The sequence below is a fragment of the Glutamicibacter halophytocola genome (assembly GCF_001302565.1).
Classification (GTDB): domain Bacteria; phylum Actinomycetota; class Actinomycetes; order Actinomycetales; family Micrococcaceae; genus Glutamicibacter; species Glutamicibacter halophytocola.
Window position 1 is genome coordinate 956,844 of sequence record NZ_CP012750.1, and the last position, 22,089, is coordinate 978,932.

Sequence of the window (22,089 nt, forward strand, 5' to 3'; positions counted from 1 at the left end):
AAGTTGAGTTCCCGTTCAAGCTTGCCATGTCTCATTATGTGAACGCCTAAATACCCGCTAGTTAGATGGGGAATGGCGTGCTGGCGATCGCAAACGGAGCCTTTGGTGTCCAAATAGCGGACATGAATATCCGAATACTGGTCATTGAGGTTTAAGATTGTGACATTCGTAAATGAACGACTCACTCGTACTTCCACTCTAAGGAGCAGCCTCAATGTCGCAGGCTAACCAGACGGTGGTGCCAAAGGAGAACTCACGCGGACGCGTGCTGTTTGCCAGCATGATCGGCACTACGGTCGAATTCTTCGATTTCTACGCCTACGCCACTGCGTCGGTGCTCGTGTTCCCGGCGCTGTTCTTCCCGAACGCCACCGCCATCAACGCGATCCTCTCCTCGTTTGCGATCTTCGGTGTCGCTTTCGTCGCCCGCCCGCTTGGCTCGATTATCTTCGGCCACTACGGCGACAAGCTGGGTCGCAAGGGAACCCTGGTTGCATCGCTGCTGCTGATGGGTATTGCCACCTTCCTCATTGGCTTCCTGCCGCCTGCGGCCGGCAGCTGGACGGTGCTGGCTCCGACGGCTCTGGTGCTCCTGCGCTTCGCCCAGGGCCTGGCGCTGGGCGGCGAATGGTCCGGAGCCGCGCTGCTGGCCACCGAGAACGCCCCGAAGAACAAGCGGGCCATCTACGGCACCTTCCCGCAGCTGGGAGCTCCGATTGGCTTCATCATTGCCAACCTGATGTTCGTAGCGCTGCAAACCTGGAGCACCCCGGAACAGTTCCAGGCATGGGGCTGGCGCATTCCATTCTTCTTCTCCGCGGTGATGGTGATCATCGGCCTGTGGGTCCGCCTGAAACTGGTTGAATCCGCGTCCTTCCAGAAGGTCCTGGATCAGAAGAAGGTCGTCAAGTCGCCATTCGCGGTCACCATGAAGAAGCACTGGCGCCCAACTCTGGCTGGTACCTTCATCATGCTGGCAACCTACGTGCTGTTCTACCTGATGACCTCCTTCACCCTGACCTACGGCACCCAGCCGGCCAGCGTCGAGCAGGCCACCGCCGCCGCGGAGGCCAAGGGCAAGGCCTTCGACGCTACCGGATTCGTTCCAGGCCTGGGCATTGAACGCCCGACCTTCTTGACCATGCTGATCATCGGCGTAGTCTTCTTCGGCATCTTCACCGTGGTTTCCGGTCCCTTGGCCGAGAAATTCGGACGCCGCAAGTTCCTGATCTGGGTTTCGGCCGGCATCTTGGTCTTCGGCCTGGCCTGGACCCTGTTCTTCGGACCAGGACAGGCTGCCGCCATGGCAGGTCTGATCATCGGCTTCACCCTGATGGGACTGACCTTCGGCCCGATGGCTGCCTACCTTCCAGAGCTGTTCCCATCGAACGTGCGCTACACGGGGTCGGCTGTGGCCTACAACCTGTCCTCGGTGATCGGTGCGGCTCCTGCCTCCTTCGTCGCAGTGGCCCTTTGGAAGGCCGGAGGCGGCAACACCATGGGCGTGGGACTCTACCTGGCCCTGGGCGCCGCGCTGACTTTGGTCGCACTGTTCCTGACTCGCGACACCTCGGATGTCGACTTGGAAGAGTACATCGAGTAAATAGATTGCGCATTGACTAGGGCAAGGCCTGGCAGATCATCAGATGATCTGCCAGGCCTTGCCCTATTGCATCTAAAAATTAGTGTGCAAGTATGGGCGGGTAAGCCAATTCTTTCGAAAGGGAGCAGCCATGCGCATTGCAGTTGCAGGAGGAACCGGAGTTCTCGGCCGGCAAGTCGTGGAGAAGCTCGCCGCCCTGGGCCACGAGCCGGTGGTGCTCGCACGGTCAGCAGGCTGCGATTTGACCAACTACCACTCGGTGAAGCAGTGGCTGGTCGACTGCGAGGCGGTCATTGACGTCTCTGGCTCTTCAACCACGAGCGCTTCTGCATCAATGCGCTATTTCACGCAGTCCACCGCGAACCTCATCCGGGTCGGGCGCGAGGCCGGCGTGCAAAACCACGTGGCGCTCTCAATCGTGGGCGCTGCCAAGATCGACTCTGGATACTATGCCGGCAAGGCGGCGCAGGAGCGCATGCTGCAGATCCTCGAAGGAGGCTACACGATCTTGCGCGCCACCCAATTCCACGAATTCGTGGGACAGAATATCGACCGGCTCGGCGCAGGGCCGGTGCAGATGGCCCCGAAAATGAGCCTGCAGCCGATCGCAGGAGCCGAAGTTGCGGCCGCCCTGATTGAACTGGCCCTCGCGCCGGCCCAGGGAGTGGTACAGGACCTTGCCGGTCCGAAGAAAGAAGAAATGCCAGAGCTTTTTGCCCAGTATCTGAAACACCAGGGGAAAAACTCGAAGATCATTGAAGTTCCGATTCCCGGAGCCATGGGCAAGGCGATGCGCAATGGCGGAATCCTTCCAGATAGCTCCGCTCGTCTCGGGCAAGAAACTTTCACTCATTGGCTTGCTCGCCAGTAGCTTTCACGGTCGGAAAATCCCAGGAGCAGAAAGGTCCAGGCCATGGAAGAGGACCAGCCCGGCATCGAGTTGGCCCCGACGCCGCGAGACTTCCCGGGATTTTCCATGCCTTCCTCGGTGCCGCCGGGAATGCGCTTGGAGTTGAGCCGCTCGCGGATTCTCGACGGACAGAACCAGACGTTCCAAGCATGGATGAATACCCTGAATGAGCGCTATGAGGAGCGCGAGGCCACCTTGTCCGGGCAGCGTGCAGCGTTCGAGGCCACGTTCCGCCATGTCGAGGCCGATGGCTCCGTGTGGATCTATCATTTGAGCCTGGTGGGGGAGGACGGCGGCGGACTGAATGAACAACAGGAAATTGATGCCGTCCACCAGGGCTATGCGAGGCAAGCAAAGATGGCTGGGTGGGAAGAACTTGAGCCAAAATTCTTGCTCATGCCGGACCATCTGAGAACGTCCATGGAGCATTGGGCCCGGCACGGAACAACCGCCGAATAAGCGGCGCGCCGTAGTGCACAAAAAAGCTGCGGGTTGCTCCCCGTGCAAATGCACTGGGAGCAACCCGCAGCTTGTAGTGAAGGCCTCTAGCTGGCGTCGTCGATCGTGGCGATCACAGCGCCCGAGGACAGGGTCTCGCCAGCAGCTACTGCCAATCCGTTGACCACGCCATCGCGGTGGGCCGTGATTGGCTGTTCCATCTTCATGGCCTCCAGCACGACAATCAGGTCGCCCTGGGCAACTTCGGTGCCGTTTTCCACGGCCACCTTGACGATGGTGCCCTGCATTGGCGAGCGCAGCTCGGCGCTGTTGGCGCTGGAGCCTGCAGCAGCCTTGCGGCTGGATTTGCGCTTCTTCTTGCCCGCAGCGCGTTCCGCGCCATTGGAGGACAACGAGCCCAGGGACGAGGGCAGGGTCACTTCCAAGCGCTTGCCATCCACCTCAACGGTGACGCTGGTGCGCTCGTTGTCCTCGGCCTCAGCCTCTGCCCCTGGCATGGGGTGAGGTTCAATGGCGGTGTTGAATTCGGTTTCGATCCAGCGAGTGTGGACCTTGAAGGGGCCCTTTGCAGGAACAAAAGCCGGGTCGCTCATCACGGCCCGGTGGAATGGCAGAACGGTGGCCATGCCTTCGATCTGGAATTCTTCCAGCGCGCGGCGCGCACGCGCGGCAGCGACCTCGCGGGTGCCGCCAGTAACGATCAGCTTGGAGATCATCGAGTCGAAGTTCCCCGAGACGCTCTCGCCCTGCTCGATCCCGGAGTCAACTCGAACGCCTGGACCGGAAGGCAGGTTCATCTTGGTGATGGTGCCCGGGGTTGGCATGAAGTTGCGACCGGCATCCTCGCCGTTGATGCGGAATTCGAAGGAGTGGCCACGAACTTCTGGATCGGTGTAGCCGAGTTCTTCGCCACGGGCGATGCGGAACTGCTCGCGGACCAGATCCAGCCCGGTGACTTCCTCGGACACCGGGTGCTCCACCTGCAGGCGGGTGTTGACCTCAAGGAAGGAAATCACGCCGTCCTGGCCCACCAGGAACTCGCAGGTGCCGGCGCCGGTGTACTTGGCTTCACGCAGGATCGCCTTGGAGGCCTCGTAGAGGCGGGTGATCTGCTCTTCGCTCAAGAATGGCGCTGGTGCTTCTTCAACCAGCTTCTGGTTGCGGCGCTGCAGCGAGCAGTCGCGCGTGGAGACGACCACGACATTGCCGTGTGCGTCCGCCAGGCACTGGGTTTCCACGTGGCGTGGTGCATCCAGGAAGCGTTCGATGAAGCATTCGCCGCGGCCAAAGGCGGCCACTGCTTCGCGAACTGCCGAGTCATAGAGCTCGCCGATTTCTTCGCGGTTGCGAACGACCTTGATGCCGCGCCCGCCGCCACCGTAGGCGGCCTTGATGGCCAGTGGCAGGCCATGCTCGTCGGCGAAGGTGTAGACCTCTTCCGCCGAGGCCACCGGATCCTTGGTTCCAGGGACCAGGGGAGCGCCAACCTTTTCGGCAATATGGCGGGCTTTGACCTTGTCGCCCAGCTGGTCGATGGACTGCGGCGAAGGGCCGATCCAGGTCAGGCCAGCGTCGATCACGGCCTGGGCGAATTCGGCGTTTTCCGAGAGGAAGCCGTAGCCCGGGTGGATGGCGTCTGCGCCGGAGCGTTCTGCGGCATCCAGGATTTTCTCAATGCGAAGGTACGACTCGGCGGCGGTGGTGCCTCCCAGCGCGTAGGCTTCGTCAGCCAAACGCACATGCAGTGCATCGCGGTCGGAGTCAGCGTAGACCGCTACGGACTCGATTCCTTCATCGCGTGCGGCACGGATAATGCGCACTGCAATCTCGCCGCGGTTGGCGATTAGCACCTTCGTCAATGGATTCATCATGAACCTTGTCTTCAAAAATAGGGTTTCTCACCTAGGAGCCTATCGTTTTTGTGGGAACTATATGTAGTTAAGCGGTCAAACCCGGGTGTTTGCTCGAAAAGTTTGGAGGAATCCTACAAAATATCTGCGTCGATCTTCCACGGCTGCCGGCTCTCGCGCGAAAGCATCCCCTGGATTAGGGTGGGAGCAAGCCTCCAGTAAAGGACTTGCACGTGAAACGTCGAATGCTCATGGCCGTACCGCTGATCTTCGGCGGTTTGCTGCCGATCACCGCTTGTTCCCAGACCTTGGGCATTCCTGCCGTGGATAGGCCGGCCGGCGAAGCCGATCACTGGCCTGGTGCTGATGAGCAGCTGGAAGGCCTGGATGCCGGGTCGGTGAGGCTGCTTTTCTCCCAAGGCAGTGCCGAGTACTTTGCCGTGGTTTCGGCCGATCAGTTGACCGCTTGCCTGTATAAGTTCGAGGAGGATTCCAGCCAGGGGAGCATCGGCGGTTGCGGTGCAACCGGTGGCTCCGATGTCATCGTTGAGGTGAGCACGCCGAATACCAATATGATGCTGGTGCACTCGGGTGCGGATACCGCAGAACTGGAACAGGCAGGCTGGATGCGCATCCACGAAAACATCATGGTTTTCTAGAAGCTAGAGCTGCCGATTTCGATGCCGCCGCACCGCGGCCCTGTTGGCGCAACGCACCGAGCAGTAGCGCTGGCGGCCGTTGCGAGTCACGTCCACCACTACTTGGGTGCAGGGTTCCGCCTCGCATCGACGCAGCCGCTGCATGCCGCGGGTGGTCAGATGCAAGGCCGTGCCCACGGCGATGACCGATCGCAGAACCTGCGGCAGGCTCTGCCCGTCATCGCGATAATGCAGATGCCAGCCTTCGCCGTCGTGATCCACCATGCGCGGGTATGCCGAGGCGCGGGCCATTTGCCGGTTCAGCAGTTCGGCACGCTGCTCGTCCGTTGACGCGTCCACGATGCGCAGCCAGTCATCGATCACCTCTCGGGTTTCGCCATGGTCATTACGCCGTTCGGGAAAAGGCATGGTCATGCCCACGTCCCTGGTGCGTTGCTCAATCTCATCGCGATCGCCAGGCCAATTATTGGCCAAGGATGCAGCGAGGAGCACCGCATATTCTCCGTAAGGGTTGAGTTGCATAAGGACATTACATCATGCTGATTTCATGACCACCACAGAATGCATTTCCATGACCGGGCAGACGGTTTCATCCGGCGAACATGAACACAGCTGGGAAATCGAATCAAGCCACAACACCTCGACCGGAATCGTCCACTATCTGCAGTGCCGGCAGTGCAAAACCCACCAGATGCGCCAGCTTGGCTTCAGCCACGAGGCAACTTTGTCCAGCAAAGAAGTACGCGCCTAGGAACATAGTTCCCAGGCGCGCTTCCAGCGGCTATTTCCAGAGGTCCACGATGCTGACTCCGGCGTGGTCCAGCAGGCTGCGAAGAACAAAAACGTCCAGGCCCACGACGTTCTGGAAGTTGCCTTCAATGGACTCGATGAAGGCGGCAGCCAGGCCATCGATGGTAAATGCCCCAGCGCAGGGCAGCGGCTCCCCGCTGGCAACGTAGGCCTCGATCTCGGCATCGCTGACGGTGGAGAAGTGAACCACGGTGGAGGAGACCTGGCCTCGGGCCTGTTCCGGATTGGCCGTGTCAATCAGCCAATGTCCCGAATGCAGCACGCCGGTCGAGCCGCTCAATTGCTGCCAGCGTTCGCGGGCCACCTGCTCGGTATGAGGTTTGCCGTAGGCGACGCCGTCGAGTTCGAAGACCGAATCGCAACCGAGCACCATCGTCCCGGCAGGATGCCCGGCGTGGGCGACATCTTCAGCCTTGGCTCGGGCCAGCAGCTGAGCTGTCTGCGCAGGGGACTGCTGGCCGTGCCGGGCAACGGCCGTGGCCAGCACTGCATCCTCATCCACCGCCGAAACCTGGGTGGAGAATTGCAGGCCCGCGTCGGTGAGCACTTTTTTGCGTCCCCACGAGGCGGAGGCCAGTACTAGCCGGGCGGGAGTCCGGGTCTGCGTGCTCATACGGTGGCGTTCTCCTTGGTGTAATCCTGGTCGTAGTCATCGTCAGAGGCTGATTCCTCGGAATCAAGCAGCTCATTCAACTTCGATCCTTCCACATCAACGTCTGGAAGAATCCTATCCAGCCATTTCGGCAGGTACCAGGCCTTGTCTCCCAGCAGATGCATCACTGCCGGGATCAGCGTCATGCGGATGATGAACGCATCGAAGAGCACGCCGAAGGCCAACGCGAAGCCCAGCGGCCGGATCATGGCCAGGTGCGAGAAGACGAATCCGGCAAAGACCGAAATCATGATCAACGCCGCCGCGGTGACCACCGGGGCCGCCATGGAGAATCCGGAGCGCACCGCATCCTTCGCTGGCTCGCCATGCGCGTAGCGTTCGCGCATCGCCGACACGAGGAATACCTGGTAGTCCATGGCCAGGCCGAAGAGGATGCCGGTGAGCAGGATCGGCAGGAAGCTGAGCAGCGGTCCGGGAACATTGACGTCGAAGAAGCCGGAGAACCAGCCGAACTGGTAAACCATGACGCTGGCGCCGAAGGCTGCTGCCAGGGACAACAGGAAGCCGCCTGTGGCCAGCAAGGGAACGACGATCGAGCGGAAGACCAGCAACAGCAGGATCAGCGACAGGCCAACCACAATGCTCAGGTAGGGCACCAGCGCGGCCGTAACCTTCTCGGAGACGTCAATCTGGGCAGCAACCTGGCCGGTTACCGCGATATCTGCTCCGGTGGCCTCGGAGAACTCCGAGTAATCTTCACGCAATTGGTGAACCAGGGCTTCGGTCTGTTCCGAAGATGGGCCATCGGTCGGGATGACCTGGATTGCTGAGAGCCGGTGGTTGTCAGTCAAGGCGACCGGGATTGCGGCAACCACGCCGTCATAGCCGCGAAGCTTGTCGGCGACATCCAGCGCCTTGGACTCAGCTTGGCGCTTGGTCAGGGTCTCGGGCAGATCAGCCAGGACCAGCAACGGCCCGTTGTAGCCGGCGCCGAACTTGTCGCTGGTCTGTTCGAAGGCCTGGAAAGCCTGCGAGTCCGCAGGTTCCGCGCTGCCATCAGGCAGGGCGGTACGCATCTGGGTCGCGGGGAGCGCAATGGCTCCAAGAACAATGACCACCAGCAGGGTCACCGGTACGGCCACCTTGGTCACCATGCGCACCCAGCGGGCCGAGAATGGTTCCTTGATGACCGGGTTCTCCGCCAATGCTGCAGCCTTGCGGCGGGCGCGCTTGGAGACCAGCCGGGTGCCGGCCAGCGACAACAAGGCCGGCAGCAGGGTGATGTTCAACAGCACCGAGCAGAAGACGGTGAAGGCTGCCGAGAGGCCCAGCACGGTCAAGAATGGAAGGCCCGGCACAGCCAGCGCAGCCAAGGCGATGATCACGGTCAAGCCGGCAAAGACCACCGCGTTGCCGCTGGTGCCCACGGAGCGTGCGATCGATTCGCCCACGTCCATTCCGGCCAGCAACTGGGTGCGGTGCCGGTGGATGATGAACAACGCATAGTCGATACCCACGGCAAGGCCAAGCATCAGCGCCAGGGCCGGGGTAATCGAGGCCATGTCGATCAGCGATGAGAAGGCCATGGTTGTGCCCACGCCGGCTCCCACGCCCAGCAGGGCCAAGAGCAGCGGCAAGCCGGCGGCAATCAATGTGCCGAGCATGACCACCAGGACGATGGCGGCGATCACCACGCCAATGATTTCCGATGAGCCAAAGACCTGGGACATGTCTTGCATGATCTCTTTGGAGAAGAGGACTTCGACACCATTGGCTTGCGGGCCGGCGGCAATGGCCTTGATCTGTTCGCGGTCAGCGGGCGTCAACGCATCGGTTTGAATCTTGAAACTCACTTGCGAGACAGCGGTGCTCTGATCTTCGGAGACAAAACGCATGTCGGAGTTGGCGCCTACCTGGCGCGCAGCAAACTGCAACTCGGCATGGGCGGCTTCCAGGTCCTTCTGGCCCTTTTCAACGTCCTTTTCGGCCTGTTCCAGCTCGGCGGTCTTTTCCTTGATGGTTTTTTCGCCGGCTTCGAGCTTCTCCTTGGCCTTGGCCAAGTCGGCCTTGCCCTTGAGGAATTCGGCCTTCTTCTGATCGAATTCCTTCTGCCCGGCATTCAGCTGTGCTCGCCCGGCATCCAGTTCGGCTTGGCCTTGTGCCAGCTTGGCCTTGTTGGCATCAATCTCCGACTTCGCCTGGTCCAGCTGTTTCTTGGCGCCGGCGAGCTGCGTTTTAGCCGCGCTGAGCTTGCTGCTGTTGGCCTTCAGCTCCTTGCGGCCGGAATCTACCTGGGCCTGGCCATCATCGAGCTTCTTGCGCGCAGCATCCAGCTGCTTCAACCCGGCCTCGCCCTGGGCGATCTTCGCCAACGCGGCCGTGGCCTGGTCCTTGCCGGCCTGGGCTTTTGAAAGTCCAGCTTCGGCGGCGGCCTTGCCCTTTTCTGCCTCGGCCAGACTGGTCTTGAGCTGGTTCAGGGTTTCGGTGTATTCAGCTACGGCTTGTTCATTGCCGTCGGCTTTGGCTTGTTCAAGGGCCTGTTCGGTGGACTGGATCCGCGGGCCCAGCGCGGCAATGGCGGATTCGGCCTTGGCGATCCCGGCCTTGGCCTGGGCCATGCCGTCCTCTGCTTCTTTCAGGCCGGTCGTTGCCTTGGTCTTGCCCGTGGCAAGCGAGGACTCGAATTCCGAGCGGGATGCGCCGCCAAGCAGTTGCTGCATGCCGGACTTGTATTCTTGCTCTCCGCTGGTGATTTCCTTTTGCGCAGCATCAAGCTTTTGCTCGCCGGCGTTGTATTGGGCCTGGCCCGAGTCGTAGGCCTTCTTGCCTGACTTGTACTGGGCAAGGCCATCGTTGTACTTGGCTTCGCCGGCAGCCAGCTGCGAGGCACCCGAGTCAAGCTTCTTTTGGCCGGCGTCCAGCTGTGCGCCGCTGTCAGCCAGCTTCTTTTCGCCAGCTGCAATCTGCGGCTCGGCATCCTTGATCTTCTTCTCGCCGTCAAAGTACTGGGCCCATCCGTTGGTCAGGTCCTTGCGGCCGTCTTCGAGCTGGACCTTGCCGTCAGCAATCTGCTTTTTGGCATCATCGAGTTTCTTCTGGCCATCAACCAGTTTCTTCTCATTCTTGTCGATTTCTGGTTGCGCCTTGTCGAGCTGCTTTTGCAGGTCGAACGGGCTCATTGCATCGACAACCTGCGGATGCAGGGAAAGCTGTTCCAGGGCTTCGGCGATGGACTTCTGCTGTCCTTCGCTCAGTGCCTTGTCGGTGCTCTCGCGGAAGACGATCGACCCTGAACCACCGGCCAGATCCGGGAGTTCTTCCTTCATTCGGTCCAGCGTGCGCTGGGTTTCCGTGCCAGGCAGCGTGAACGTATTTGAAAGCTGTCCCATGAACAAGCTGGCGCAAACGCCAATGAAGATGAATGCCGCGAGCCACATCGAAATGACGCGCAAACGGTGGCGGTGCGCCCATCGCGCCAGGCGGTAAAGGATTGATGCCATGAGCTTAGATGTCCTTCGAGGTGCTAGTGCAGGTGTTGGTCAGCGGGAAATGGTTGAAGCCTAGTTCCAGGGTGTGCATGGCCTTTGTGACCAGCGTATGGAAGGTGGCAAGCAGTTCTGGGGAGATGTCCATGCTCTGGTTTTGATTGGCTGGGATGTGTTCCATCCATTCATCAAAGGCGGCTTGGCCGGCTCCCAGAAGCGCATGGGTGAGAACCCGGATGGAGAAGCTGTCGGCTTGGGGATATCTGTGCCCAAGCTTCTCAAGAACGTCCATGGTGGCTTGCTGCCACTCGTTCACATTCGCTGTGATGCAGCCATTGGCTTCATTCCCAATGACGTATGCGCCAAAGTGCGCCACCTGGCCTAGCTGCTGTGTAACTTCATCTGATTTCAGGGCTTGGATGATTGACTCAAGCAGCGGAATTGAATTGGAAGCCATGCCCATGGACTCCACCATGGAGTCGAGCACCTGATGCAGGGGATAGGAATAGATGGCATCCACAGTGGGGAAGTAGTTGAACAGGGTGCGCCGTGAAATCCCCGCGGCGTCGGAGATTTGATGAGCGGTCAGCGCGGAATCGGTGCCTTGGCGCAAAAGCTGTGCAACGGCGTCGACGATCGCCTGTTTTGTCGCCCGTTTATTTTGTTCTCGGCGGGTACCGGTGCTGAGAGAAGTCACATGCTTACACTACGTGCAAACTTGCACGCTGTGCAAGTTGCTGTTCTCTTGCCGCCGGGATTCGCTGGTTCAGTTAAAATAAGCAGGCGCCCGAGCCAAGGAGCTCGGACGCCTGCTGGCCTTGAGTCAAGGCTACTGGGCGGTGGCAGGTTCCGCGATTGAATCTTCTGCCAGCGCTGACTCGTCGGCAAATGGGTTGCCGTTGCGAGGGGCGTTGTACATGTCCAGATCCAAAATGCCTTCGCGCTTGGCCACAATGGTCGGAACCAGCGCCTGTCCGGCAACGTTCACCGCGGTGCGACCCATGTCGATGATCGGGTCAACGGCCATCAGTAGGCCAACACCGGCAAGCGGCAGGCCCAGGGTGGAGAGCGTCAGCGTCAGCATGACGACAGCACCGGTGGTGCCGGCGGTGGCTGCGGAGCCGAGCACCGAAACGATAGCGATCAAGACGTAGTCGGTGATGCTCAGATCAATGTTGAAGAACTGGGCGACAAATACTGCGGAAACCGCTGGGTAGATTGCCGCGCAGCCATCCATCTTCGTGGTGGCTCCCAGCGGAACGGCAAACGAAGCGTATCCCGAAGGAACACCCAGGTTTCGTTCGGTCACTCGCTGGGTGAGCGGCAGGGTGCCGATGGAGGAGCGGGAAACGAAGCCCAGCTGAACAGCTGGCCAAACACCGGAGAAGTACTGCTTGACCGACAGGCCGTGGCTGCGTACCAGGACCGGGTACAAGGCAAAGAGGACCAGTGCCAGCCCAACGTAGATGGCCACCGTGAACTTGCCCAGCGCGCCGATGGTGTCCCAGCCGTAGGTGGCCACTGCGTTGCCGATCAGGCCAACTGTGCCGATAGGGGCAACACGGATGATCCACCAAAGGACCTTCTGGATAATTGCCAGGGCCGAGGCAGAGAATGCCAGGAACGGTTCGGCGGCCTTGCCGACCTTCAGGGCTGCAACGCCAACAGCGATTGCGACCACGAGGATCTGCAATACGTTGAAGCTGACCGAGGTCGTGGCTGCTCCGTCGTCAAGTGAAGTGCTGGCACCGAGGCCAAGGAAATTCGAAGGAACCAGGCCGGTCAAGAATCCGAGCCAATCGCCGGTCTTGCCTGCATATTCCGCTGGAGCCTCCTGCCCGGTATTTGCTCCGGGCTGGAAGGCAACACCCAGAATCATGCCAATGGTTACCGAGATCAGCGCGGTAATGCCGAACCACAGGAGGGTCTGCCAGGCCAGCCGGGCTGCATTGGTGACCTTCGAAAGGTTGGCAATGGAAGCAACTACCGCAAAGAAAATCAGCGGGATGACAGCAGTGCGCAGCAGTGAAACGTAGCTGGATCCGATAATCGACAGGGCGCGGCCCAAGCCATTGGGTTCTTCGGCGGTGCTGCCGGTGTACTTGGCTACGAGTCCCAGGATGAGACCTGCAATCAGCGCGGCAATGATTTGCGGCCCGAAGCTGGTCATCCAACGGGGAAGTTTAGATGAAGGTGCGGCGTTTGACATGCTTTCAAGGCTAGGCGGGGTTTCAACGCCGAGCGCAGTCGATGTTACGCAAAATGACAAATCTGGCCCGAATGTGTTTTTGCCCACCGAATTGCCGCGCGGCAGCGGTGGATTTCAGTGATATTCCGCAAAGAATCGTCATGTCCGGTCGCCAACAAAAAACGCGCTGGTGAGCAGCGCCAAGATGCGCTCCTGCGCTTCAAGTGGATTCCCGGGTGCAACATATGGCATATGGCTTGCGGCACCGGCTGTGCACTCAGGCCGGCATCGATGACTGCGCGTCAAGCTTGGTTGCCGAAACCAGGACTCCGCGCATGACCAGCATGAGCAAGGCCAAGGTAGCCATGATCACCGCACCGCCAGCAACCGCCAGCACCACGCCCGGTCCGCCAGCCTTGACGGCATTCAAGAGATGGAAACCCAGTGCCATCACCAGAAGGCTAGTCGTTGTGGTGGACCAGATGAATGTCTCGACCCATGACAGTGCCTGCCCGGAGAAAATTTCCTGTTTCTGAACTTTATTCAACAGTGCCCAGATTGCAACGAGGGAAACCTGGATGCATGCGATGCCCAAGGTGACGACCCATCTGTAGGGCGTAGCCAGGGTGGAAGCCTCAGGGTGCATGGCTACGACTTCACCGATGTAAATGGGGAGTACAAGAAGCTGAACGAGCACCGATCCACAGATCGTGATGGCTAGGGCTATTCGAAGCAAGGGGATTGCGAAACGTGACATGCATTGATTCTCAATCAATTTCTATCGTTTTTCAATAGATAACCATGCGGATTCCACCTGCGCTTCTTCCGCTAAAACCCGGGCCCGAGTCCCACTTGACCTTCGGAATCGATATGGAAGAGTGGGACATGGTCGCAAGTACTCCAATTGGCTGCGCCGCCAGTGGGCCGTCAACAACCTAAAGGACTTTTGCCAATGCGTGTATACATCACCAGCGTTTTTGTCTCCGACCAAGAGAAAGCCAAAGAGTTCTACACCAGTGTCCTGGGTTTTAAGGTCAAGCACGACATCCCCATGGGCCCCTTCAGCTGGCTGACACTCGTTTCACCCGAGCAAGAAGGCGGAACGGAACTTCTGCTTGAGCCGGCTGAACACCGAGCCGTTGCCCCGTATCGCGAAGCGCTAAAAGCCGACGGGATCCCGGTGGCGTCCTTTGCAGTTGATGATGTCCAGGCTGAATACGAGCGCCTGATCGGCTTGGGAGTGGAATTCACCCAGGACCCTACCGAGGGTGGCCCGGTCACTGTCGCGACATTCGACGATACCTGTGGCAACCTGATCCAGATTTCCAGCTACCAGGGATGAAAAACTGGGCCCGACGTGAGTCGGGCCCAGTTTTTGCCATCCGGGTTATTTCAGCAGTGCGCGCTTGAGGGTATCCAAGCCAACCGATCCCAATTTCAGGGCGGCGGTGTGGAATTCCTTGAGCGAGAAGGCATCACCTTCCGTGGCCGCGTACTCATCACGGATTTGTTCCCACAGCCTCTGGCCGATTTTGTAGGATGGGGCCTGTCCCGGCCAGCCCAGGTAGCGGTTGTATTCGAAGTCCAGCTGGCCCTTGGAAAGATCCAGGTTCCGCTCCAGGAATTCGTAGCCCTTCTCTGCGTCCCAGGCGCCCTTGCCCCACTGTGGCGGCATCTGCAATCCGAGGTGCACGCCGATATCAAAAACAACTCGAGCCGCGCGCAGGCGCTGTGCATCGAGCATTCCCATGTAGTCGCCGGGGTCATCGAGATAGCCGAGCTGGTGCATGAGCCGTTCTGAATACAGCGCCCACCCTTCGCCTTGGCCCGAAACCCAGCACATCAACCGGCGCCAGCTGTTCAAGGTCGCGGCTTGCAGCTGCGCCGTGCCAATCTGCAAGTGATGTCCTGGCACGCCTTCGTGGTACACCGTGGTCAGCTCGGCCCAAGTGGTGAACTGGTCCTCGCCTGGTGGCACCGACCACCACATGCGCCCGGGACGGGTGAAATCCTCGGACGGTCCGGTGTAGTAGACCCCTCCGTCCTGGGTCGGGGCGATCATGCATTCGATGCGGTCCATCGGCGCCGGGATTTCGAAGTGCGTTCCCGCTAAATCGGCGATGGCCTGGTCGGCCTTGTCCTGCATCCACTCGCGCAAGGCATCGGTGCCGTTGAGCTTCCGGGCCGGATCCTCGTTCAGTACGCGCTTCGCCTTGTCGATGGTCGAGCCCGGCTTGATTTGCTGGGCGACACGCTGCTGTTCAGCGATGATGCCATCGAGCTCGGCAATGCCCCAGGCGTAGGTCTCTTCCAAGTCGACGGTTGCGCCAAGGAAGCGCCGGGACATGAGGGCATAGTATTCGCGCCCCACGGCGTCTTGTTCCGGAGCCTGAGCCAGGAGCTCGGCATCCAGATATTCGGCTAAACGGCGATAGGCGAGTTTCGAGCCTTCGGAACCGCGTTCCAGGCGCTGGGCCAAGGAGGGATCAATGGCGCTGCCAGCGACAGCGAGCTGATCAAAGAATCCGCCGTCCTTGGCGTAGTCAATTGATTGGGTGGTGACAATCCGGACCTGGCGCTTGGCGGGAACCATCGAGTTGGCTGCCGAATCACGCAATGATGCAATATAGCCGTCAATGGCTGCCGGCAGGTTTTCGAGCCGCTGGGCGATAAAGGCGAAATCCTCTGCTGACTCCTGGGGCATCAAATCGATGATCGAGCGGATTTCCTGGGCCGGGCTGGCAATGTTATTCAGTTCCGTGCGGCCGGTGAACAGGATTTCCAATTCGAGCCCGAGGCGCTCGGTCATGGCATCGAGGGTGACCTCGTCCACGGAATCAACGGGTGCGGCATTGGCCAGGGAACTAAGGGTGTCGCTCAGGAGCCGGATTTGCCCGGTAGTGCCGGCGGGGGAGTAATCGCCATAGGCGGATTCGTAGCCGGGAAGGCCAAGGGAGACTCCCCATTCCGGGGTGAGCTCGAGGCTTTTGCGATAGAACTCCTCGGCGATCTTGTCGATCGCAGATGGTTCGCGGTGCGGTGCGGGAGATGTCATGTAGCTAAGAGTAGTTGATATGAAAGATTTGTTGAAGAGTTTTTCCCTGGAACCCCCAAACCTGGATATCCGCAGGTTCCGTTAAAATATTTCGTGAGCGAACGGCCTAGTCACCCGCATGGGGAGAAGTCACCATGGCGCGCTTTTTATCGCATCGATAGAATTGGTTGGCGTTGACTATGCATACGGTGATTAAAAACCATCAGCCGGCGCGCACTCGTACCAGCAATTCAAGGAATGACCTTTAATGGCCAGAACTGCCTCATCCGGTTGGACCGGCATGCTGAAAAGCACCGGTTTCAAAGCAACTGCCATACCGGTAGCTGCGGCCCTCGCCGTCACCGGGGCCATTATCTACCCCGGATTCGAAACCGCTGACGTTGAACTCAACGACGGCGGCGTCTGGGTGGTTAACCAGTCCGAAGGCAAAATTGGCCACGTCAATTACCAGTCGCGCACCATCGATGGCGGCGTAGCTACGCCACTGGCCAGCTACGACCTGGTCCAGCACGAGGAAAACGTGATGGTCCGCAATCTGGAGCAGGCATCACTGACCACCATTGACCCATCCATGGTTCAATTTGCCGGCGACAACAACCTGCCCGCGAACTCGACCTTCTCCTTCGGCTCATCCGTCGTCGCGGTCACCGATGCAGAACACGGCACGGTGCAAGCCAGCTCCCTGGAACATATCGGCGACTTCAAAGGCGAAGGCGCTGAACCCCTGATCGACTCCGAAGGCGACGTCGGAGCCGTGGTGGGCACCGACGACACCATTTGGGCGGCCGATTATGCCGCCGGCATCCTTTCCAGCTTCACCCTGGACAACGACGGCGCGGCCGTCGCCGGCGAACAGTTTGAAATCTCCGAGCTGACGTCCATGAAGAAGCCGCAGCTTTCCGCAGTGGGAGACACTGCGGTGGTCTTCGACGACACCAGCGGAGAGCTGGTCACCTCCGAAGGCGGCAAGGCCACCTTGGAGAATGCAGCCAATGCCCGCATCCAGGCCCCGGGACCGGACTCCGGCAACGTCGCCATTGCCCTGGACCAATCGCTGGCCACCGTCTCGCTGTCCGGCAAGGACACCAACTACGAACAGGTCGACACCGCCGGCACCCCGATTGCACCAGTGCGCGTTGGCTCGTGCACCTACGCCGCCTGGCAGACCAGCGGCGAATACGTGCGATTCTGCGATGATCCCGCCGGAAACCAGCGCACCCTCATCCCGGAAATGACCGAGGGTGCAGAACTGGCCTTCCGCGTCAACCGCGATGTTGTTGTGCTCAACGATGTTCATTCGGGCCAGGTGTGGCTGGCCAACGAGGGCATGGAAATCGTCAGCAACTGGAGCGACCTGGAACCACCGGCCGGCGAAGGCGAAGCCAAGGAAGAAGAAACCAAGGAAATCACCGACGCCATCGAGCTGCCCAACCGCACCGAGGAAAACAAGAAGCCGATCGCCGAAAACGACCAGTACTCGGTGCGCCCCGGGCGCACCACCTTGCTGCCGGTGCTCTACAACGATGTGGACCCGGACGGCGATTTGCTGACCGCGGCCATTGAAGGATCCTCCCCGTCCTTGGGGGCCATCCAGCCAGTGCATGATGGCACCGGCTTCCAGATTGTGGTCCCCGAGGATGCCAAGGGATCGGCCAGCTTCAACTACACCACCAAAGATGGCCGCGGCGGGCAGGACACCGCCTCCGTGAAGCTCAATGTGGTCGGCGATGACACCAACAAGGCACCGGAACAGCAGCGCACCACGGTGCTGCGCGTGCAGCAGGGCGAATCGGTAAGCCACAACCTGCTCACCGACTGGACCGATGCAGAAGGCGATGACCTGCGTCTGCTGGGCGGGACCTCCGAGGGCGACGACGTGATCCGCGTCCAGCCCGATGGCACCATGACCTTCCAGGACGATGGCAAGAAGCTGGGGCAAAAGGAAGTCGCCATCCAGGTCTCCGACGGCCAGGAAAGCACCAAGGGCCGTGTCCTGGTGGAGGTGATGGCGGAATCCACCATCAAGCCGGTGACCGCCACCGACCACGTGGTCACCAATATCGGCGAATCGGCAAGCTTCAGCCCGCTGGAGAACGACACCGACCCCACCGGGGACGGACTGCGCCTGGCCGGCGTTGATGATGTTCCCGGATTGGAACTGGCCTCCAACGCCCAAACCGGAGCCGTCACCGTCAAGGCCGAGCGTGCCGGAACCTACTACGTGGAATACATGGCCACCAACGGCCCGGCCAGCGCTCCGGGCCTGGCCCGCATCGACGTGAAGAAACCCGAAGAGCAGGCCGCCGACCCGATCGCCGTGCGCGATGTCGCCCTGCTGCCGGCAGGCCAAGACGTGCTGGTCAACGTCCTGGGCAACGATACCGACCCGGCCGGCGGCGTGCTGGTGGCCACCGGCGTGCAAAGCGCCACGGACAAGCCGTTCTCCACGAGCATTGAACGCAACACCTTTGTGCGCATTACCGACGTGCGCGGACTGACCGACCCCACCACCATCAGCTACACCGTCTCCAACGGCAGCCACGAAGCCACCGGTTCCATCCGGGTCATCCCGATTCCCGCGCCGCCGCGCATGGACCCGCCGCAGGCCAACCCGGATACCGTCACCGTTCGTGAAAACGACGTGGCCACCGTCAAGGTGCTGGAAAACGACATCCACCCCAACGGCGGAGAACTCACCCTGCGCCCGAAGCTGGAAGAAACCGAGGGCCTGGGCGAAGGGTCCATCATTTCCGTCGCCGATGACACCGTCCGCTTCCGCGCAGGCGACTTCGGCGGCAAGGCCAAGCAGGTTTCTGCCGTATATACGGTCGCAGGCCCCGATGGCCAGGAAACCAGCGCCACCGTGACCTTCAATATCCAGCCCGCGGCCGAAGCCAGCGACCTGGAAAAGAACAGCCCGCCAAATCCGGAACCGGTCACCGGCCGCGTATTTGCCGGCTCCAGCACCAACGTGCAGGTGCCAATCGACGACATCGATCCGGACGGCGACTCGGTGTCCCTGGTGCAGTTCGGCGACTCGCCGCGCCTGGGAACCGCCAAGATCCGCGATGGCTCCATCGACTACACCGCCAGCCCCGATGCTTCGGGCACCGATGAGTTCAGCTACGTCGTGGAAGACCGCCTCGGCGCCCGCGCCACCGGAACCATCAAGATTGGCGTGGCTCCGCTGGCCGAAACCAATAACTCCCCGGTCGCGGTCAACGACTTCCTCACCGTGCGCCCGGACCGCCCCGTGGCTGTGGACGTCATGGACAACGACACCGACCCCGATGGGGATCCGATCGCCCTGATGAGCGATGTTTCCAGCGAATCAGGCACCGATGTGAGCGTTGCCGATGGCCGTGTGCTGCTGACCTCGCCACCGGATGACGGCAGCATTTCGGTGCGCTACATGATTTCCGACGGCCGTGGCGGCACGGCGGCCGGAACGCTGAGCATCAAATCCGATCCGCAGGCCCAGCTGCTCGCGCCTATTGCCCGCGACGACCGCGTGTCCCTGGAACAGGTCATCGAAAACGACGAGATCACCGTGGACATCCTGCGCAATGACGAGGACCCCGATGGCAGCGCCGATGAACTCAAGGTCAGCCTGCCGGATAACCCGGGCAGCGCCAAGGTGACCGAGGATGGCCTGGCGATCACCGCCGGTGAACAGCCCCAGGTCATTGCCTATTCATTGGAAGACGCGGATGGCTTGACCTCCACCGCCTTCGTGCATGTTCCGGGAACCGCTGGCGCCCGCCCGATCCTGCGCAGCGGCCTGAAGCTCGAAGTGCAGGCCGGTGAAACCCTGCCGCTGAACCTCGAAGACCTGGTTCTGGTCCGCGAGGGGCGCAGCCCGCGGCTGACCACTGAGGAATCGGTGGCTTCCATGCCGGAAAACGATGGCGAATTGGTCAAATCCGCCACCGAGCTCTCCTTCCGCGCACCGGTTGATTTCGACGGTTCGGCCACGGTGAGCTTCGAGGTGACCGATGGCGAGGGACCTGACGATGAAAAGGGCCTGAAGTCCAAGCTCACCGTGCCAATCAACGTCACCCCGGCCCCGGGCCAGGACAATAGCGACGAAGAACAAGACCAGAACGAGGACGGCAAGAGCAAGGAAGAAGAAGAGGAAGAAGAGGAAGAAAAGCAGCCCGACGAGAAGAACTTCGCGCCAACGCTGCAGTCCAACTCGCTGTCCGTCGGACAGGGCGAGGAACCTGCCCTCCTGGATCTTCGCATGGCCGCCAACGACGCCAATGAAGAAGATGTCCCGAAGCTGAAGTTCGCTGTCGGCTCGGTGGAAATCCAGGGCGTTGACGCCCAGCTGGTGGATGGCCACACGCTGAAGGTCAGCGCCGACGCCTCCACGCCCAAGGGCACCAGCGGCACCGTCTCGGTGACGGTCAGCGACGGGGTGAACCCGCCGGTGGCAGCGAATATGAGGGTGACCGTCACCGGCTCCAACCGCGAATTGCCGGTGGCAGTGGCCGATAACGTCGCCGATGCGGCACAGGGCAAAACCGAAGTGGTTGACGTCCTGGCCAATGACCACAACCCGTACGCCGACCAGGGCCCCTTGCGCCTGATCAATGCCCGCGCGCTGCAGGACACCGGGAATGTCGAGGTCAAGGGCGACAAGGTGGCGATCACCCCGAAGGACGACTTCGTGGGAACGATGCGCGTGGAATACACCATTGGCGATGTCACCGAGGATGTGGCCCGCAATGTCATCGGCACCGTGACCCTGAACGTCAAGGGCGCACCGGAAGCACCGGGCCTGCCGCGCGTGCAATCCACCGGCGATGAAAAGGCCGTGCTGCAGTGGGATCCGCCAGCCAACAACGGCTCGGCCATCACGCACTACACCGTCACCGGCGGCGGGCACACCCAGCAGTGCGCCACCACCACCTGCACCATCACCGGCTTGACCAACGACAAGGTCTACAACTTCACCGTGACCGCCACCAATGCGGTCGGCGAATCCCCGGCCTCCGCCCAGTCCGCCGATGCGCGCCCGGATGTCGAGCCAGAGCAGCCCGCTGCGCCGACCGGCACCAGCGGCGATACGCAGGCCGCGTTCAAGTGGACCGCTCCGGTCAGCCGCGGTTCGGCGATCCAGAGCTATACGCTGGAAATCTCCCCGGCCCCCGGCAACGGGATCACCCAGGTCACCGGAATCACCGGAACCTCGTATGTCTGGAAGGGCCTGAAAAACGGCACCGACTACCAAGTCCGGGTGCGCGCGGTCAACAAGGCCGCAAAGCCCTCGGTCTTCAGCGCCTACTCTGCTGCGGTCACCCCGGCCGGAAAGCCGTTCAAGCCATCGGCGCCGACCGCGGCCCGCAAGGAATCCGCGGTGGACGGCGGCGTGGTCAACGTGGCGTGGACTGCACCGGGAAACAACGGTGCCCCGATCACCGGGTACACCCTGCGCGTATTCAAGTCGGGCACCCTGGTCAAGACCGTGGGCTCGATCTCGGCCGACCAGCGCAGCCAGAGCGTCACCGGCTTGAGCACCTCCGGCTCCTACACCTTCACCATTGCCGCGAGCAACCGGGTCGGCGCCTCTGCACAGAGCTCGCCTTCGGCAGCGGTCACCCCCTACGGGCGGCCCAAGACCATCTCGTCGGTGGCCGCCAAGGCCACCGGCGCCTATCGGATGGTGCAGCTGAACTTCCAGGCTCCGGGATCCAACGGCTCGAAGATCACCGGATACCAGTACTCCACCGACGGCGGGGCATGGAAGTCCTTCGGCGGCCCCGGCGCGGTGATCGACACCGGATCGAACGGCAACGCCCACACCTGGCGCGTCCGGGCGCTCAACGCTGCCGGCGCGGCGTCGCCGAGCCCGGCCAGCAACCAGGAAAGCGCCTACGGCCCGTTGCGCGACAACGCCAATATCTCCGCTTCGCACGGAGATGACTGGATCACCTTCAATTGGAACACCAATGCAGGCGAGGACAATGGCCGCACCGTCAGCCAGACCGTGAAGATCGGCGGAAACAATACCAAGAATGACGGCACGCAAAAGGTGACCGGCCTTGGCTACTCCACCGATCGGACCATCAAGGTCATCGCCAGCGATAACGCTGGGCAGTCGCGCTCCTGGTCCAAGACCGAAAAGACCAACCCGAAGCCGGCTCGTTCGGTGACCCTGTCCAAGGGGCCGAACTACAACGGCTACTCCAACTCGACCTGCGACCCGGATTGCTACAAGTACCACGTGGAGCTCTACAACTTCGCGCCAGGCACGCATACCTATCTGGCCCAGTGCTACCACTCCGGCGGCATGTTCTCCGATAACAACGTGACCTTCAACGTCAACGGCAACGGCCGGGCCTCCGCGGACCTGCCTTGCGTGATCGAGCCGGGCTGGTCCGAGCCGTACTACGCCGTCATCGATGGCACGCAATCCAACAAGACCACCTTCTAGCCACGCGCGGCGAGCGCA

General features: G+C 61.0%; 15 protein-coding genes. 7 read left to right on the forward strand and 8 right to left on the reverse strand.

What is annotated here, in order from left to right; genetic code table 11:
- Nucleotides 1-214 precede the first annotated feature (214 nt).
- The 3 genes from AOZ07_RS04480 (at nt 215) to AOZ07_RS04490 (ending at nt 2,972) form a co-directional block, all read left to right on the forward strand.
- Nucleotides 215-1,603 (forward strand): MFS transporter, encoded by a 1,389-nt coding sequence (locus tag AOZ07_RS04480; protein WP_060700901.1) that lies wholly within the window; start codon nt 215-217, stop codon nt 1,601-1,603.
- 130 nt (nt 1,604-1,733) lie between these two features.
- The gene (locus AOZ07_RS04485) at nt 1,734-2,474 is read left to right on the forward strand and encodes an SDR family oxidoreductase (RefSeq protein WP_060700902.1); all 741 of its coding nucleotides are present in this window, start codon (nt 1,734-1,736) and stop codon (nt 2,472-2,474) included.
- Nucleotides 2,475-2,516: 42 nt separating this feature from the next.
- Nucleotides 2,517-2,972, forward strand: coding sequence for a DUF6176 family protein (locus AOZ07_RS04490; protein WP_236995265.1), 456 nt, complete (start codon nt 2,517-2,519; stop codon nt 2,970-2,972).
- Between the two features lie 86 nt (nt 2,973-3,058).
- Here AOZ07_RS04490 and AOZ07_RS04495 read toward each other — a convergent pair whose 3' ends face one another.
- The gene (locus tag AOZ07_RS04495; RefSeq protein ID WP_060703300.1) at nt 3,059-4,840 is read right to left on the reverse strand and encodes an acetyl/propionyl/methylcrotonyl-CoA carboxylase subunit alpha; all 1,782 of its coding nucleotides are present in this window, start codon (nt 4,838-4,840) and stop codon (nt 3,059-3,061) included.
- A 215-nt stretch (nt 4,841-5,055) separates the two neighbouring features.
- On the opposite strand from AOZ07_RS04495, the gene AOZ07_RS04500 reads away from it, so the two are divergent.
- Complete coding sequence (locus tag AOZ07_RS04500; protein ID WP_194943796.1) at nt 5,056-5,481, forward strand: hypothetical protein; 426 nt, start codon at nt 5,056-5,058, stop codon at nt 5,479-5,481.
- A gap of 3 nt (nt 5,482-5,484) precedes the next feature.
- On the opposite strand, the gene AOZ07_RS04505 is transcribed toward AOZ07_RS04500, so the two are convergent.
- On the reverse strand, nt 5,485-6,003 hold the full coding sequence (locus AOZ07_RS04505) for a CGNR zinc finger domain-containing protein (RefSeq protein ID WP_060700904.1): 519 nt from the start codon (nt 6,001-6,003) through the stop codon (nt 5,485-5,487).
- A gap of 25 nt (nt 6,004-6,028) precedes the next feature.
- Here AOZ07_RS04505 and AOZ07_RS04510 point away from each other — a divergent pair, with 25 nt between their 5' ends.
- Nucleotides 6,029-6,232, forward strand: a complete 204-nt coding sequence (locus AOZ07_RS04510) for a hypothetical protein (RefSeq protein WP_060700905.1) — start codon at nt 6,029-6,031, stop codon at nt 6,230-6,232.
- Nucleotides 6,233-6,262: 30 nt separating this feature from the next.
- On the opposite strand, the gene AOZ07_RS04515 is transcribed toward AOZ07_RS04510, so the two are convergent.
- From AOZ07_RS04515 to AOZ07_RS04535, 5 genes are all read right to left on the reverse strand, one after another.
- Nucleotides 6,263-6,904, reverse strand: a complete 642-nt coding sequence (locus tag AOZ07_RS04515) for a Maf family protein (RefSeq protein ID WP_060700906.1) — start codon at nt 6,902-6,904, stop codon at nt 6,263-6,265.
- Entirely contained in the window at nt 6,901-10,404 is a 3,504-nt protein-coding gene (locus AOZ07_RS04520) for an MMPL family transporter (protein WP_060700907.1), read from the reverse strand. The genes AOZ07_RS04515 and AOZ07_RS04520 overlap by 4 nt, the downstream gene beginning before the upstream one ends.
- Before the next feature lie 4 nt (nt 10,405-10,408).
- Nucleotides 10,409-11,086 (reverse strand): TetR/AcrR family transcriptional regulator, encoded by a 678-nt coding sequence (locus AOZ07_RS04525; protein ID WP_194943797.1) that lies wholly within the window; start codon nt 11,084-11,086, stop codon nt 10,409-10,411.
- 132 nt (nt 11,087-11,218) lie between these two features.
- A complete protein-coding gene (locus AOZ07_RS04530) occupies nt 11,219-12,598 on the reverse strand; it encodes a dicarboxylate/amino acid:cation symporter (RefSeq protein WP_060700909.1) in 1,380 nt (459 codons plus the stop codon).
- Nucleotides 12,599-12,854: 256 nt separating this feature from the next.
- The gene (locus tag AOZ07_RS04535; RefSeq protein ID WP_060700910.1) at nt 12,855-13,334 is read right to left on the reverse strand and encodes a DUF2975 domain-containing protein; all 480 of its coding nucleotides are present in this window, start codon (nt 13,332-13,334) and stop codon (nt 12,855-12,857) included.
- 195 nt (nt 13,335-13,529) lie between these two features.
- Between AOZ07_RS04535 and AOZ07_RS04540 the strand changes: the two genes are divergently transcribed.
- Nucleotides 13,530-13,919, forward strand: coding sequence for a VOC family protein (locus AOZ07_RS04540; RefSeq protein WP_060700911.1), 390 nt, complete (start codon nt 13,530-13,532; stop codon nt 13,917-13,919).
- 45 nt (nt 13,920-13,964) lie between these two features.
- Here the strand turns inward: AOZ07_RS04540 and AOZ07_RS04545 are convergent, their stop codons facing one another.
- Nucleotides 13,965-15,632, reverse strand: a complete 1,668-nt coding sequence (locus tag AOZ07_RS04545) for a DUF885 domain-containing protein (protein ID WP_060700912.1) — start codon at nt 15,630-15,632, stop codon at nt 13,965-13,967.
- Between the two features lie 247 nt (nt 15,633-15,879).
- On the opposite strand from AOZ07_RS04545, the gene AOZ07_RS04550 reads away from it, so the two are divergent.
- Nucleotides 15,880-22,071, forward strand: coding sequence for an Ig-like domain-containing protein (locus AOZ07_RS04550; RefSeq protein ID WP_060700913.1), 6,192 nt, complete (start codon nt 15,880-15,882; stop codon nt 22,069-22,071).
- Nucleotides 22,072-22,089: the final 18 nt, after the last annotated feature.

What these genes read in the sequence shown, in the direction of transcription:
- AOZ07_RS04480 (WP_060700901.1), top strand. Translation starts at nt 215, where the DNA reads ATGTCGCAGGCTAACCAGACGGTGGTGCCAAAGGAGAACTCACGCGGA.
- AOZ07_RS04485 (WP_060700902.1), top strand. Translation starts at nt 1,734, where the DNA reads ATGCGCATTGCAGTTGCAGGAGGAACCGGAGTTCTCGGCCGGCAAGTC.
- AOZ07_RS04490 (WP_236995265.1), top strand. Translation starts at nt 2,517, where the DNA reads ATGGAAGAGGACCAGCCCGGCATCGAGTTGGCCCCGACGCCGCGAGAC.
- AOZ07_RS04495 (WP_060703300.1), bottom strand. Translation starts at nt 4,840, where the DNA reads ATGAATCCATTGACGAAGGTGCTAATCGCCAACCGCGGCGAGATTGCA.
- AOZ07_RS04505 (WP_060700904.1), bottom strand. Translation starts at nt 6,003, where the DNA reads ATGCAACTCAACCCTTACGGAGAATATGCGGTGCTCCTCGCTGCATCC.
- AOZ07_RS04510 (WP_060700905.1), top strand. Translation starts at nt 6,029, where the DNA reads ATGACCACCACAGAATGCATTTCCATGACCGGGCAGACGGTTTCATCC.
- AOZ07_RS04515 (WP_060700906.1), bottom strand. Translation starts at nt 6,904, where the DNA reads ATGAGCACGCAGACCCGGACTCCCGCCCGGCTAGTACTGGCCTCCGCC.
- AOZ07_RS04520 (WP_060700907.1), bottom strand. Translation starts at nt 10,404, where the DNA reads ATGGCATCAATCCTTTACCGCCTGGCGCGATGGGCGCACCGCCACCGT.
- AOZ07_RS04530 (WP_060700909.1), bottom strand. Translation starts at nt 12,598, where the DNA reads ATGTCAAACGCCGCACCTTCATCTAAACTTCCCCGTTGGATGACCAGC.
- AOZ07_RS04535 (WP_060700910.1), bottom strand. Translation starts at nt 13,334, where the DNA reads ATGTCACGTTTCGCAATCCCCTTGCTTCGAATAGCCCTAGCCATCACG.
- AOZ07_RS04540 (WP_060700911.1), top strand. Translation starts at nt 13,530, where the DNA reads ATGCGTGTATACATCACCAGCGTTTTTGTCTCCGACCAAGAGAAAGCC.
- AOZ07_RS04545 (WP_060700912.1), bottom strand. Translation starts at nt 15,632, where the DNA reads ATGACATCTCCCGCACCGCACCGCGAACCATCTGCGATCGACAAGATC.
- AOZ07_RS04550 (WP_060700913.1), top strand. Translation starts at nt 15,880, where the DNA reads ATGGCCAGAACTGCCTCATCCGGTTGGACCGGCATGCTGAAAAGCACC.